At 63.6% G+C, this 14,449-nt stretch carries 13 protein-coding genes; 10 read left to right on the forward strand and 3 right to left on the reverse strand.

The features are described 5' to 3' along the window. Window positions 1-3 precede the first annotated feature (3 nt). The 3 genes from BTHE68_RS35035 to BTHE68_RS35045 form a co-directional block, all read right to left on the reverse strand. The gene (locus BTHE68_RS35035) at window positions 4-798 is read right to left on the reverse strand and encodes a DUF899 domain-containing protein (RefSeq protein WP_162070828.1); all 795 of its coding nucleotides are present in this window, start codon (window positions 796-798) and stop codon (window positions 4-6) included. Window positions 799-885: 87 nt separating this feature from the next. Next, entirely contained in the window at window positions 886-1,395 is a 510-nt protein-coding gene (locus BTHE68_RS35040; RefSeq protein ID WP_162070829.1) for a DUF6622 family protein, read from the reverse strand. Between the two features lie 74 nt (window positions 1,396-1,469). Beyond that, window positions 1,470-2,045: a thioredoxin family protein gene (locus BTHE68_RS35045; protein ID WP_162070830.1), complete on the reverse strand. Its 576-nt coding sequence runs from the start codon at window positions 2,043-2,045 to the stop codon at window positions 1,470-1,472. Window positions 2,046-2,245: 200 nt separating this feature from the next. Between BTHE68_RS35045 and BTHE68_RS35050 the strand changes: the two genes are divergently transcribed. The 10 genes from BTHE68_RS35050 (at window position 2,246) to BTHE68_RS35095 (ending at window position 14,443) form a co-directional block, all read left to right on the forward strand. Further along, on the forward strand, window positions 2,246-3,988 hold the full coding sequence (locus tag BTHE68_RS35050; protein ID WP_162070831.1) for a cytochrome c biogenesis protein DipZ: 1,743 nt from the start codon (window positions 2,246-2,248) through the stop codon (window positions 3,986-3,988). 384 nt (window positions 3,989-4,372) lie between these two features. Next, window positions 4,373-5,659, forward strand: coding sequence for a quaternary amine ABC transporter ATP-binding protein (locus BTHE68_RS35055; protein WP_162070832.1), 1,287 nt, complete (start codon window positions 4,373-4,375; stop codon window positions 5,657-5,659). Further along, window positions 5,656-6,546 (forward strand): ABC transporter permease, encoded by an 891-nt coding sequence (locus tag BTHE68_RS35060; protein WP_162070833.1) that lies wholly within the window; start codon window positions 5,656-5,658, stop codon window positions 6,544-6,546. The genes BTHE68_RS35055 and BTHE68_RS35060 overlap by 4 nt, the downstream gene beginning before the upstream one ends. Before the next feature lie 55 nt (window positions 6,547-6,601). Then, a complete protein-coding gene (locus BTHE68_RS35065; protein ID WP_061178099.1) occupies window positions 6,602-7,483 on the forward strand; it encodes a glycine betaine ABC transporter substrate-binding protein in 882 nt (293 codons plus the stop codon). A 34-nt stretch (window positions 7,484-7,517) separates the two neighbouring features. Next, window positions 7,518-8,813, forward strand: coding sequence for a serine hydroxymethyltransferase (gene glyA, locus BTHE68_RS35070; protein WP_162070834.1), 1,296 nt, complete (start codon window positions 7,518-7,520; stop codon window positions 8,811-8,813). A 48-nt stretch (window positions 8,814-8,861) separates the two neighbouring features. Continuing rightward, window positions 8,862-9,749: a dihydrodipicolinate synthase family protein gene (locus tag BTHE68_RS35075; protein ID WP_162070835.1), complete on the forward strand. Its 888-nt coding sequence runs from the start codon at window positions 8,862-8,864 to the stop codon at window positions 9,747-9,749. 7 nt (window positions 9,750-9,756) lie between these two features. Next, the gene (locus BTHE68_RS35080) at window positions 9,757-11,088 is read left to right on the forward strand and encodes an NAD(P)/FAD-dependent oxidoreductase (RefSeq protein ID WP_162070836.1); all 1,332 of its coding nucleotides are present in this window, start codon (window positions 9,757-9,759) and stop codon (window positions 11,086-11,088) included. Window positions 11,089-11,105: 17 nt separating this feature from the next. After that, on the forward strand, window positions 11,106-12,599 hold the full coding sequence (locus BTHE68_RS35085) for an aldehyde dehydrogenase (protein WP_162070837.1): 1,494 nt from the start codon (window positions 11,106-11,108) through the stop codon (window positions 12,597-12,599). A 17-nt stretch (window positions 12,600-12,616) separates the two neighbouring features. Then, window positions 12,617-13,387 carry a pyrroline-5-carboxylate reductase gene (locus BTHE68_RS35090; protein WP_162070838.1) on the forward strand — a complete coding sequence of 257 codons (771 nt, stop codon included), beginning with the start codon at window positions 12,617-12,619 and terminating at the stop codon, window positions 13,385-13,387. Window positions 13,388-13,441: 54 nt separating this feature from the next. Then, window positions 13,442-14,443, forward strand: coding sequence for a LysR family transcriptional regulator (locus BTHE68_RS35095; RefSeq protein WP_162070839.1), 1,002 nt, complete (start codon window positions 13,442-13,444; stop codon window positions 14,441-14,443). Window positions 14,444-14,449 lie beyond the last annotated feature (6 nt).

Consider the following 14,449-nt stretch of genomic DNA (forward strand, 5'->3'; position numbering starts at 1 on the left):
GCCTCACGATTTCTTTTTCGCACTCTCTTCCCGGAACGCCGCTTCGCCGGCGGTGGAGATCTCGACCCACTTCTTGTCCGGCGGCGCATCGGCTACGTAGCTGTCGTGCCAGTTCCACCACTTGTACGTGGGCGTCTGCGGATAACCTTCAGGCGAGTCTTCCCACAGTTCCTGTCGGCCGAGCGGCGTGATGTCCAGATAATTCCACGTATTGCCCATCTGCTCGTCGCCGCGATTGTTGAGGAAGTACGTGCGGAACACGCGGTCGCCATCGCGGAAGAACACGTTCGTGCCGTGCCATTCGTCGACGCCGAAGTCGGCATCGAAGCCGTCCGTGAGCGTGAACCACGGAATGTCCCATCCCATGCGCGCTTTCAGGCGTGCGATGTCCTGCTGCGGTCCGCGCGATACGAACACGAGCGTCGTGTCGCGTGCGTTGAGGTGCGCGACATGCGCGACCTGATCGGCGACCATCGAGCAGCCACGGCACGCATGTTCGGGCCAGCCGAACACGCCCGGCTCATAGAACGCGCGATAGACGATCAGTTGACGCCTGCCTTCGAAGAGATCGAGGAAGCCAATCCTGCCGTCGGGGCCTTCGAACTGATAGTCTGTCTTCACGGCCATCCACGGCATGCGGCGACGCTCGGCGGCGAGCGCGTCGCGTGCACGGGTGTGGGCCTTTTCCTTCACGAGCAACGCGTCGCGCGCCGCTTCCCATTCGTCCTTCGATACAACCGCCGGTGTACGCATTTCACTCTGCGCGCCCGTCGTTCCTTTTTCGTCTGATGATGTCATGGCCTTCAACCTCCGCGTTGTTTGCCTCGAATCAGTCTGCACCTGAAAATGGATCGACGGGAGTAACAAGTGTGACGGCATTCCGCTTCACGCCCACGACGCACGCAACGTGTGCAGCGTCTTCCAGTACGTGAAGAAGCGTCCGGCGAACATGCCCGCGACGATGCCGGACACGGCCGCATCGATCGTCACGTACATCGCGAGCGCCGACAGATTCGTCACCGTCGCCAGTTCGAAGCCGAGCCAGAACTTCGCGATGAACGTGGCGGCGATCAGCACCAGCGGCAGGAACGAGCCCGGCAGCATCACGGTGCGCGCGATCGGATCGACGATGAAGCGCGTGCGGGTCGCCGTGAAGACGCCGCCCGCGATGCCCGCGCCCATCCCGATGATCCATGCAGCGACCGCGTCCAAGCCTGCGAGCGGCGCCGAGAACAAATGTGCAATGCCCATGCCCGCGAAAATCAGCGGGATGATCGCGAGTTTCGACAACGGCGTGGTGCTGGCCCGGGTCGCCTTGAATCCGCGATAAGCCAGGAACGCGAGCAGCAGCCAGACCCAGGTCGGCGTGCCTTGAATGATGGCGATCGGCGTCATGATCATCTCCTTCGAATCGGTTGTTTGACGCGCATGATGCCGCCGCAAAATTAGCTGCGAATGAGTCGGGTCGGTCAGCTCTGTTTCCCGCTCAATCCGAGCAGCCCGCGAATCATTTCTTCGGTCTGCGCATATTGCCCTTCGCCGAAGTGCGTGTAGACGATCTTGCCGTTCTGATCGATCAGATAGAGTGCGGGCCAATACTGGTTGTTATATGCGTTCCACGTTGCGTATCGATTGTCCTGCGCGACCGGATATTCGATTCCATATTTCGCGATCGCTTTCTTCAGATTGCCGGTATCGCGCTCGAACGTGTATTCGGGCGTATGCACGCCGACCACGACGAGCCCCTTGTCGCGATACCGCGCATACAGGTCCTTCACGTGCGGCAGCGTATGCACGCAGTTGATGCAATCGAAGGTCCAGAAATCCACCAGCACGACCTTGCCGCGCAACTGCTTGAGATCGAGCGGTGCGCTGTTGAACCAGTTGTCGATGCCGGCGAAGTCAGGCGCCTGCGCGCCGCTCTGCTGCGTCGCGGTCACGCCGGCCGCCGCGCCGGTCGAGGAAAAGGCGGTGAGTGCGGCGACGGCGCCGAGCGAGGCGACCATTGCAGTGGCGACGGCTGCGATCTTGAGACGATCGAACATGACGGGTTCTCCTTTCGGTTTGACATTGGAGCGTATTGAAGCGCGCTGATGTATCGCGCGCGTGTCCCGTTTGTATCGCCATGTATCTGGCCACGCGGGCGATACAAGACCTTGCACGGCGCGCCGTTTCCGACATTTCCGCGATACATGAGGGCGCTGAAATACGTGACATCCACCGCTCTTCAAGGAAGACCGATCTCATGTCACTCATCGTCATCGCATTTCTCGGCGGCGTGTTCACCGTGCTGAGTCCCTGCATCCTGCCGGTCGTGCCGTTCGTGTTCGCGCGCTCCGACAAGCCTTTCCTCACGGACCGCCTGCCGCTCCTCGCCGGTCTCGCGGGCACGTTCGCGTTGCTCACGGGCATCGGTGTCGCGGGTCTCGCGGGCGCCGCGCAACTGAGCCAGTACGGCCGCTGGATCGCGCTGGCGACGCTCGCGGTCTTCGGCGCGGCGCTGCTGTTTCCATCGGTGGCCGCGCGGCTCACGCGTCCGCTGTCGTCGCTCGCGGACCGCATCGTCGCGCGTTCAGAGACGCAGGGTGCGACGCGCCGCATCGCTTCGTCGACGTTACTGGGCGCGGCGACGGGCCTTCTGTGGGCGCCGTGCGCGGGCCCGATCCTCGGCGTGATCCTCACGGGCGCGGCGCTGCATGGCGCGAACTGGCACACGGCCGCGGCGCTTCTCGCCTATGCCACGGGCGCGGCGAGTTCGCTAGCGGTAGCGTCGAGCCTCGGCCGGCGCGCGCTCGACGGCCTCAAGCGTTCGCTCGGCGTAGGCGAGCATCTGCGCCGCGCGATGGGCGCGCTCGTGCTGTTGACCGTAGCCGCCATCGCGACGGGTCTCGATACGCGTCTGCTCGCGCTCATTCCCGGCGCACCGACGAACGGCATCGAAAGCAGGCTCGTCGGCGCGTTGAAGGCGAAGCAGCCTGAACAGCGAGCGCGCATCATGCGGGTCTCATTGCCTGCCGCGCTGCCGGTGCAAGGCAGGCTGCCGTCGCTCGATGGCGCGACGACATGGCTCAACTCCGCGCCGCTGTCCACGGATGAATTGCGCGGCAAGGTCGTGGTGGTCAACTTCTGGACGTACTCATGCATCAACTGCCTGCGCACCTTGCCGTATCTGAAGACATGGGCGCAGCGTTACCGCGATGACGGGCTTGTCGTGATCGGCGTGCATACGCCCGAGTTCGGCTTCGAACGCGACACCGGCAACGTGAAGCGCGCGCTGGCGAATCTGAATATCGGCTACCCGGTCGCGGTCGACAACGACTACGGCATCTGGCGCGCCTTCGGCAATCAGTATTGGCCGGCGTTCTATATCGTCGATGCGCAAGGGCGCGTGCGATTTCATCACTTCGGTGAAGGCGGATATCGTGAGGCGGAGGACGCGATACGCCAGTTGCTCGCCGATAACGGCAAGACGAACGCCGCGCGCGATGCGCAAGCGGTGCAGGGCAGCGGCGCGCAGGCAGCGGCCGATGCGGCCAACATCGGCTCGGGCGAAACCTATGTGGGCTATCGGCAGGCGCAAGGGTTCGCGTCGCCGCAGCGCGCGATGCACGATGCCGCCGAAACCTACGCGTTGCCGACGCAACTCGCGCTCAACGACTGGGCGCTCGCGGGGAAGTGGAACGTCGGCGGGGAAGCGGCTGTGTCGGCCGCATCGCAGGCGCGCATCGCGTATCGCTTTCACGCGCGCGATCTGCATCTGGTGCTCGCGCCTTCGGCGGACGGCAAGCCGGTGCGCTTTCGCGTGACGATCGACGGCGCCGCGCCAGGCGCATCGCACGGCGCCGATGTTGCAGCCGATGGGAGCGGCGTCGTGACGAACGCGCGTCTGTATCAGCTCGTGCGACAGACGGATGCCGTGGTTGATCGCACCTTCGAGATCGAGTTTCTCGATCCGGGCGCACAGGCATATAGCTTCACTTTCGGCTGATCCATTTGCCGATTCGATGTAATCGACGCCGCGCTTTAATGCGCGGCGTCGGCGCGTTTACCACAGAAAAAGTTATCCAACCGGCTCCATCTAGGGGCATTCCCTAGCGTCCTTTCCGTAAGCTCGCGCGACGAATGCCATCCGCGCGCCAGCCCCTCGCCCGCAAAGCCTTGCCAGTCATACCGCTCCCGAGATAACGCAGCGATGCGCCATTGTTAAGCATCGGCTGCACCGCGCGCTTGCATTACCAGAAGTATCGGAAAGTGCTCAGAAAATGTCGGTGGGTGATCGGAATTGGACAGGTACGCTTCATTCAACGCTACGAACGCCGGGATGTTCCGGCAGCGACAAATCCCTTTTCGAACTTGCCAGGTGAATGCCCCGATGATTCCCAACCTGACTCTCGCACCGAACGACGTCACGAATCCGGCTTCCTCGCAGTCTGGAACCGTATCGCCGTCCCGCTCGGTAGCGGTGTCCCAGACCGAGATTCTCACGGTCAGGAACCTTTCGAAGATCTTCGGCGCGAAGCCGGAGCGCGCACAGGAGCTTTTGAACCAGGGCCTCGGCCGCAACGAAATCTTCGCGCAGACCGGCAACATGGTCGCCGTCGACGATGTCAGCCTGGCCGTCAATGCCGGCGAGATCTTCGTCATCATGGGCCTGTCCGGCTCCGGCAAATCCACGCTCGTGCGCCTGCTCAACCGCCTCATCGAGCCGACCTCCGGCCAGGTAATCCTCGAAGGCCGCGACATCGCGCCGATGAGCATGCCCGAGCTGCGCGCCGTGCGCCGCGAAAAAATGGCGATGGTGTTCCAGTCGTTCGCGTTGCTGCCGAATCGATCCGTCATCGACAACATTGCCTATGGCCTCGAAGTCGCGGGCAAGAAGAAGGCTGATCGATATGAAGTGGCGCGCGCCGCGTTGACGCGCGTCGGCCTCGCATCGTACGAGAAGCTGCTGCCGAGCGAACTGTCGGGCGGCATGCAACAGCGCGTCGGGCTGGCTCGCGCGCTGGCGGTCAATCCCTCGGTGCTGCTGATGGACGAAGCGTTCTCCGCGCTCGATCCGCTGATCCGCTTCGAGATGCAGAACGAACTGCTGCGGCTTCAGAAGGAAGAGCAGCGCACGATCGTCTTCATTTCGCACGATATCGAGGAAGCGGTGAAGATCGGCGGGCGCATCGGCATCATGAAGGACGGCCGCCTGATTCAGGTCGGCACGCCCGCCGAACTCATCCAGTCTCCCGCCGATGACTACGTGCGCGACTTCTTCCGCAATGTCGATGTCTCGCGCTTCCTCGAAGCATCGAGCCTGATGACGAAGGTGGAACGCGGTCTCATCGCGTGCAATACCAGCGCGCCGTCCGAGCGCTATCTGAACAGCCTGATCGACAGCGGCGCCGAATGCGGCTACGTCTGCGATGAATCAGGCCGCTATCAGGGCTGCGTGACGCCCGCATCGCTGCACAAGAGCGGCAGCCGGCCGATCAGCGACGCGCTTCTGCGCGACGTCGCGGCGGTTCCGCTCACGGCCGATCTGCATCAGCTTGCGGCGATCGCACTCGGTCAGGAGCACGACGTCCCGGTCACGGATGAGCAAGGCAGACTCGCGGGTGTGGTGTCCTGCCGCACGATTCTCAAGCAGGTCATGGAGCGGAGAGCAGCATGAATTCATCGATCTTTGGAAAGTTCGCGGAAGACGCGGTCAACTTTCTTTTCTCGCATTTTCGCGGCGGTTTCGACGCATTCTCGGCCGCGCTCGGCGCGGTCATCAAGGTGCTCGAAGACGGCCTGGGCGCGGTGCCGTTCATCGTGATGCTCGTGCTTCTGATGGCGCTCGCGCTGTGGAGAAAGGGTGTGATGTTCGCGGTGTTCGTCGGCGCGGCGCTCTGGGTGATCAACTACATGGGCCTGTGGGCGCAGACGGTTTCGACACTCGCGCTCGTCGTCGCGGCGACTTTCTTCAGTCTCGTGATCGGCGTGCCGCTCGGCATCTGGGGCGCGCGCAACCGGCGTGTGGAAGTGGTGCTGCGCTCGCTGCTCGACTTCATGCAGACCATGCCCGCCTTCGTGTATCTGATTCCGGCGGTCATTCTGTTCGGTCTGGGCCGCGTGCCCGCGGTGATCGCCACGATCGTGTTCTCGATGCCGCCGGTAGTGCGCCTGACGACGCTCGGCATCCGCCAGGTGCGTGAGGAATTGCTCGAAGCGGGCCGCTCGTTCGGCAGCACGGATGCGCAACTGCTCTGGAAGATTCAACTGCCCAATGCATTGCCTTCGATCATGGCAGGCGTGAACCAGACCATCATGATGGCGCTGTCGATGGTGGTGGTCGCTTCGATGATCGGCGCGGGCGGGCTCGGCGAATACGTGTTGAGCGGCATTCAGCGGCTCGATATCGGCATCGGTTTCGAAGGTGGACTCGGCGTGGTGCTGCTCGCGATCATCCTCGATCGCCTGACGGAGAGTTTCGGCGTGAAGTCGAAGAAAGCAAAGAAGAAGGTCGTGTCCACGCCGGTCAAGCCGGCCGCGCCGGGCAAGGCCGCGCAAACCTGATACAGAAACATCCCCGAAACCACCCAATACTGAATCGTCAGATACGGAGTCCGAAATGAAAAACAGCTTCATCAAATCATTGATAGTCAAGATAGTGACGCCGGCCATCGTGGCGTTCGGGGTCGGCGCGAGTCCGGCGATGTCCGCCGAGCCGCTCAAGATCGCGGTCACGAACTGGGCCGATGTGCTCGCGGTCGCCAATGTCGCGAAGTACGTGCTCGAAACCAAGCTTCAGCAGCCGGTGCAGTTCGTTCAGGCGGATATCGGCATCCAGTATCAGGGCGTGTCGCGCGGCGATCTGGACATCATGGTCGGCGGCTGGCTGCCGGTGACGCACGGTCAGTACGTCGCGCGCTACAAGGACACGCTCGACGACGTCGGCATCATCTACACGGGCGGCAAGAACGGCTGGGCGGTGCCCGCGTATGTGCCCGAGTCGCAGCTTTCGTCGATAGAAGACCTGAAGAAACCCGAAGTGCAGAAGCAGCTCAACGGCGTGATCCAGGGCATCGAGCCGGGCGGCGGTCTCATGCAGGCGTCGGAGAAGACCATCAAGGCCTACGACCTGTCGGGCTACAAGCTGCAATCATCGAGCGAGGCCGGCATGCTCGCGTCGGTTCAGCGCGCGTATGGTTCGAAGCAGTGGATCGTCGCGACGGTGTGGAGCCCGCACTGGCTGTTCCAGAAGTGGCAGATGCGCTATCTGAAGGACCCGAAGGGCACGCTCGGCGGCGAAGAGCAGGTTCACGCGTTCGCATCGAAACAGTTCGCGAAGAAGTTCCCGCGCGCCGATGTCTTCTTCAAGCATCTCAAGCTGACGCTCGCGGATGTCGAGGCCATCGAGTTCGAAGGCAATTCGACCAACGACTACGCCACGGCCGCGAAGAAGTTCGTCGACGCGCATCCGGACAAGGTCAAGGCGTGGCTCGAACAGTAAGGCTGTAGTGCACGACACCTTCGGAGTATTTCCCGTGAACGAGTATTCGCGCTTCTTTGGCGAGAGCCTGCAGAGCCACGATCCCGTGATCGCATCGGAGATCGCGTTGGAGTTGCGCCGTCAGCAAACGCAGATCGAACTGATTGCATCCGAAAATATCGTGTCGTCGGCGGTGATGGAAGCGCAGGGCACCGTGCTGACGAACAAGTACGCCGAAGGCTATCCGTCGAAGCGTTACTACGGCGGCTGCGAACATGTCGATCGCATCGAGGCGCTGGCGATCGACCGCGTGAAGGCGCTGTTCGACGCCGGGTTCGCCAACGTGCAGCCGCATTCGGGTGCGCAGGCGAACGGCGCGGTAATGCTCGCGCTGCTCAGGCCCGGCGACACCGTGATGGGCATGTCGCTCGATGCGGGCGGCCATCTCACGCACGGTGCGCGTCCGGCGCTGTCGGGCAAATGGTTCAACGCGGTGCAGTACGGCGTGAACCCGGACACGCTGCGCATCGATTACGACGAAGTCCGGCGGCTCGCGGAGCAGCATCGCCCGAAGCTGATCATCGCCGGATATTCGGCGTATCCGCGTGCGCTCGATTTCGCGGCGTTCCGCGAGATCGCGGACAGCGTCGGCGCGCTGTTGATGGTGGACATGGCGCATATCGCGGGCATCGTCGCGGCGGGGCGGCATCAGAATCCAGTGCCGTTCGCCGATGTCGTCACGTCCACGACGCACAAGACGTTGCGCGGCCCGCGCGGCGGCTTCATCCTCACCAACAACGGCGAGATCGCCAGAAAGATCGACTCGGCGGTATTCCCGGGCCTGCAAGGCGGTCCGCTCATGCATGTGATCGCCGGCAAGGCGGTCGCGTTCGGCGAAGCGTTGCGGCCCGAGTTCAGCGCGTATATCGATCGCGTGCTGCGCAACGCGCAGGCCTTGGGCAAGGTGCTGCAAGCCGGCGGCCTGAGCCTCGTGACGGGCGGCACGGACAACCATCTGCTGCTCGTCGATCTGCGCGGCAAGCGTCTCACCGGCACGCAGGCGGAGAAGGCGCTGGAACGCGCGGGCATCACATGCAACAAGAACGGCATTCCGTTCGATACCGAAAGCCCGATGGTGACCTCGGGCATCCGTCTCGGCACGCCGGCCGCGACCACGCGCGGCTTCGGCGCCGCGCAGTTCGAACAGGTCGGCGAAATGATTCTCGACGTACTGGCCGCGCTCGAACGCGAACCGAATGGCGACGCGCACGTGGAGCGCTCGGTGCGCGCCCGCGTGCGCGATCTGTGCAGCACCTTTCCGATCTATTCACATGCGGAAGCGCTCATCTGACGCGCGTCCCGCACGATCACACACGATCCATTCATTAGAGAGACTGACATGAGCTTCGAAGGCGTACATACTCCGCTCGTCACCCCGTTCAAGGCCGACGGCGAAATCGATCACGACCTGCTCGGCAAGCACGCCGCCAGTCTCGTCGGCCGCGTCTCGGGCCTGGGCGTGGGCGGCACCACCGGCGAATACTACGCGCTCAGCTTCGAAGAGCGCGTGAAGACGTTCGACACGGTGGCGTCCGCGGTCGGCGGCAAGACGTATCTAACGGCAGGCATCAACGCGACCACGACGAAAGAAGTGCTGCTTCTGGGTCAGGAAGCGAAGCGCGCGGGTTATAACGCGTTGCTGGTCGCCGCGCCTTACTACGTGCAGCCGACGCAGGACGAACTGCTCGACCATCTCTTGAAGGTCGATGACGCGCTCGACATGCCGGTCATGCTCTACAACTTCCCGGCGCGCACCGGCACGGCGATCGGCGATGAAGTGCTCGACAAGCTGCTCGAACGCCCCAACTTCGCGGCGATGAAAGAGAGCACGGGCGACATCGCGCATCTGCATCATCTCGCGACGCATCTGCCGGACCGCTTCTTGTTGAGCTGCGGCATGGACGATCAGGCGCTCGAATTCTTCGCATGGGGCGTGCGAAGCTGGGTCGCGGGCGCGTCGAACTTCCTGCCCGAAGCGCATACCGACCTGCTCGAAGCATGTGTGAAACGCGGCGACTTCGTCACGGGCCGCAAGCTGATGACGCAACTCCTGCCGGTGCTCGAACTGCTGGAGCGCAGCGGCAAATTCATCCAGTACGTGCGTTACGGATGCGAACTCGCCGGCACGCGCGTGGGCAACGCGCGCGCGCCGCTCGGCACGCTCAACGACGACGAGCGCAGCGCTTTCGCCAAGATCGTTCAACCCCTGCTGCGCAACGCTCAGTAAAACCTGCATGGCCTCGAAACTGGACTTCGTGCGGGTTCCCGCACCCGATGGCGTCAATGGCTGGTGGGAAAGCCTGCCGCCCGCCGCGCCCGCGAAGGGCGTGACGGGTGAGCAGCGCTTCGACTTCGTGGTGGTCGGCGGCGGCATCACGGGTTTGTGCGCGGCGCGGCGGCTTGCAGAGCTTGCGCCCGATGCATCGATCGCGCTCGTCGAGGCCGATCGCATCGGACGCTCGACGGCGGGCCGCAACTCCGGCTTTTTCGTGGACTTGCCGCATGACATCAGCAGCGAGAGTTATTCGCGCAGCGTCGAGGCCGACAAGGCCGACGTGCGGCTGCAACGGCATGGCATCGACTATGTGCGCAGCACCGTCAAGGCACATGGCATCGATTGCGACTGGCGCGACGACGGGAAGTATCACGCGTCGGTGAACAAGAAAGGACACGCGGCGCTGACGCACTTCGCGGACGGACTCGCGCGCATCGGCGAAGCCTGCGAATGGCTCGACGAAAACGCGATCGCGAAAGTGACGGGCACGCGCTTCTATCAGAGCGCACTCTTCACGCCGGGATGCAGCACGGTCCAGCCGGCGGCGCTCATGCGCGGTCTCGCGGCCACGCAGCCGTCGAACGTGACCGTGTTCGAAATGAGCGCGGTGAAGGGCATGGAAACGCGCGGCCAGATGAAGCTCTTGAGCTTCGCGAACGGCAGGATCGAAGCGAAGCGCGTCGTGCTGTGCACCAACGCGTATGCGGCGACCTTCGGCGGTCATCCGAACGGCCTGCTGCCGGTCTATACCTTCGCGTCGATGTCGCGCGTGATGAGCGATGAAGAAATCGCGCGGCTCGGCGGCACGAATTCGTGGGCGCTGATTCCCGCCGACCCGATGGGCACCACCGTGCGCCGTCTCGCGACGAACCGGATTTGCGTGCGCAACCATTTCGCGTTCCGGCCGAACCTCTCGGTATCGGAAGGCGATCTCGCCAAAGCGAAGCACCTGCATCAGCGCTCGTTCGATCGCCGCTTCCCGATGTTGAAGGATGTCGAATTGCAATACACGTGGGGCGGCGCGCTGTGCCTGTCGGCGAACAATGGCGCGCTCTTCGGGCAACGCGACGACGGCGTGTACGAGGCGGTCGGCTGCAACGGACTGGGCCTGAGCCGCGGCTCGGCGGCGGGCAAGCTGATCGCCGAACACGCGCTCGGGCAATCGAACGATCTGATCAATCAACTCCTGCAACAGCCGCATCCGCGCTCGCTGCCGATCCGGCCGATCGCGGACGTCGCGGTATCCGCGGCGATCTGGGTGAAGGAATTCTCGGCGGGCGCCGAACTTTGAATCTGTGAGGACATGACATGACGACGCATCAGGAATGGCAACGCATGGCGGACAACCTGTCGCTGGACGGCCGCGCCTTCATCGCGGGGCAACGCTGCAACGCAGCTTCGAACGAGACGTTCGGCACGCGCAATCCGTCGACCGGCAAGGTGCTCGCGGAAATCGCGAAGTGCGACGCCAAGGACATCGACCGCGCGGTCGTCGCGGCGCGTGAAGCGTTCGAAGCGGGCGTGTGGTCGAAGGCCGCGCCATCGCAGCGCAAGGCGGTCCTGCTGCGCCTTGCGCAACTCATCGACGACAACGCGGACGAACTCGCGCTGCTCGAAGCGCTTGAAGCAGGCAAGCCGATCAGCGAATGCATGGGACTCGATATCCCCGAATCGGCGGCGTGCATCCGCTGGCACGCCGAGGTCACGGACAAGCGTTACGACGCGCTGTCGCCCTCGGGCTCGAGCGTCGTGAGCATGATCACGCGCGAGCCGATCGGCGTCGTCGGTGCGGTGCTGCCGTGGAATTTTCCGGCGTTGATGCTGGCGTGGAAGATCGGACCGGCGCTGTCGGTGGGCAATAGCGTGATCGTCAAGCCGGCGGAGCAGACGTCGCTGTCGACGTTGCGCATCGCCGATCTCGCGATTGAAGCGGGCGTGCCGCCCGGCGTGTTCAGCGTCGTGACCGGCTTCGGCGAGAGCGCAGGGCAGGCGCTCGGCACGCATGCGGATGTCGATCTCCTCGCGTTCACCGGCTCGACCGAAACCGGCAAGCGTTTCCTGCGCTATTCCGCCGATACCAACTTGAAGCGCGTCGTGCTCGAATGCGGCGGCAAAAATCCGCAGGTCGTGCTGCCGGACGTCGCCAACCTCGATGCCGTCGCAGAACAGGCCGTCGCCGCCGCGTTCTGGAACATGGGCGAGAACTGCAGCGCGGGCTCGCGCATCCTGGTGCATGCGAGCCACAAGGATGAACTGCTGAAGAAGATGCTGGCCGTGCTCGAAGGCTGGAAAACCGGCGATCCGCTCGATCCCGATGTCAAGCTCGGCTCGCTCATCGAGGAAGCGCATTACCGCAAGGTGCTCGGTCATATCGAGAAGGCGAAGGCGGAAGGCGCGCGGGTCGTCTGCGGCGGCAATGCGACGCTCACGGAAACGGGCGGCTGGTTCGTCGAGCCGACCATCTTCGACAATGTCACGCCGGAAATGAGCATCGCGCGCGACGAGGTCTTCGGCCCGGTCGTCTGCTTTATCGAATATGCTGACGTCGACGAGGCCGTGCGAATCGCCAACGATACGTGCTACGGACTCGCGGCATCGCTGTGGACCGATAACGTGAATCAGGCGCACAAGATCGCGGCGCGCATCCGCGCGGGCACCGTGACGGTGAACTGCTTCGGCGAGGGCGACCTTTCGACGCCTTTCGGCGGCTTCAAGCAGTCCGGCTTCGGCGGACGCGACAAGTCGGTCTACGCGCACGATCAATATTGCGAGCTGAAGACCACCTGGCTGAAGCTCGACTGAACACTGGACGAGGCACCATGCGTATAGGCTTCATCGGTACCGGCGCGATCACGGAGGCGGTCGTGACCGGCATGATCCGCTGCGACGTTGCTTTCGAGCACGTCGCGCTGTCGCCGCGCAACGCGAACACCGCCGCGCGGCTCGCGAAGCTGGACCCGCGCATCGAGGTTTGCGCGAGCAATCAGGACGTGCTCGATTCATCGGATGTGGTGTGTCTCGCGGTCTTGCCGCAGATCGCATCGGATGTATTGAGCGAACTTGCCTTCGATGCGCGGCATCACATCATCAGCTTCCTCGCGGGCAAGTCGCTCGATCAGGTGCGGGCATTCGTGCGCGGCCCGGAAAAGGTCGTGCGTGCAATCCCCTTGCCCGCGGTGGCGGCGGGCAAGGGCAGTACCGCGATCTGCCCGCGCGACGACATCGCGCGAGCGTTGTTCGCGCCGCTCGGCGAAGCGGTCGAAGTCGACGACGAACATCAGTTCAACGCCTTGTCCGCCGCGACCGCGACGATGGCGGCCTTCTTCGCGCTGCTGGAGGAGCAGGCGTCGTGGCTCGTGCGGCAAGGCATGCCGTACGCGTCGGCCCGGTCGTTTTTGTCGGGCTATCATGTGGGCCTCGCTCATGAAGCAGCCTCGGGCACGGAGCCATTCTCCGCGATGATCGGGCAGGTGAGCACGCCCGGCGGTCTGAACGAGCAGCTCAACCGCGAGCTGTCGGCGCGGGGCACGTACGCGCACTACGCGCAGGCGCTCGACTCGATCATGCGCCGCGTGCAAGGGCGCGAGTGAACGCGCAAGATACGAAGAACAAGCGATAATCGCGAGCCCTGGAAGGTGATGCACATGCAGAAGAAACAGCAGTTCGCGGACAGGCTTCTCGCCCAGATGCCGTCGTTGCGCGCGCTCCGGTGCTTCGTCACCGCCGCGCGCTACGAAAGCTTCACGCAGGCCGCGGAAGTGCTGTGCGTCACCCAGGCGGCGGTGAGCCGGCAGATCAAGGAGCTCGAAGATACGCTCGAAGTCGCGCTGTTCGAGCGCACAGGCCGGCACATCGCGCTGACCGACGCGGGCCGCATTCTCTACAACGCGTCGTATCTGTCGATCATGAATATCGCGGAGGCGGCGCAGGCGGTGCGGCGAGTCGATCGCCATGCGCTGACGCTCTGCATCTCCCATACGTTTTCGGCGCTGTGGCTGTCGTTCCGATTGCCCGCGTTTCGCCAGCGCTTTCCGAACATCCGCCTGCACGTGATGGTCACCGAGCACTTCATGGAACTCGACGATCTCATGGAGCCCGATGTCATCATCACGAAGAACCCGCCGCGCGAGGCGGAATACGAAGTCGAGCCGCTCTTTCACGACATCGTCTATCCGGTGTGCAGCGTGCCGTTTCACGAGCGCTATTTTCATGGGCGTACGCTCAAGCCGCTCGATCTGCTCGCGCATCCCACGCTGAGCCTGTCGCTGCTCGGGCGCGCGCAGGTGTGCGAGCACGTCGACTGGCGCGTGTGGAAGAACTGGTATCAGCAAGGCGACGGTTCCGAACGCCTCGACCAGCACGACGATCTGGAGAGCAACGACTATCGGCTGCTGGTCGCGCAGGCCGAAGCGGGTGAGGGCACCTTGCTCGGCTGGCATCATCTGGTGCATCGTCAGGTGGAGCAGAAGAAGCTGGTCCGTCCCGTCGACGACGCGCTCGTGTTTCACGATCGACATCACTATGTGATTACGCATCGCAATGCGAAGGCGCGTCCGGAATATGTTCAGTTTCGTCAATGGCTCGACGAGGAAATCGCGACGATGATGCAGGGATGGCCAGCAGCCGAAGCGAAGGCGATGCAGTGAGCGCCG

The organism is Burkholderia sp. THE68, assembly GCF_009938265.1.
GTDB lineage: Bacteria > Pseudomonadota > Gammaproteobacteria > Burkholderiales > Burkholderiaceae > Caballeronia.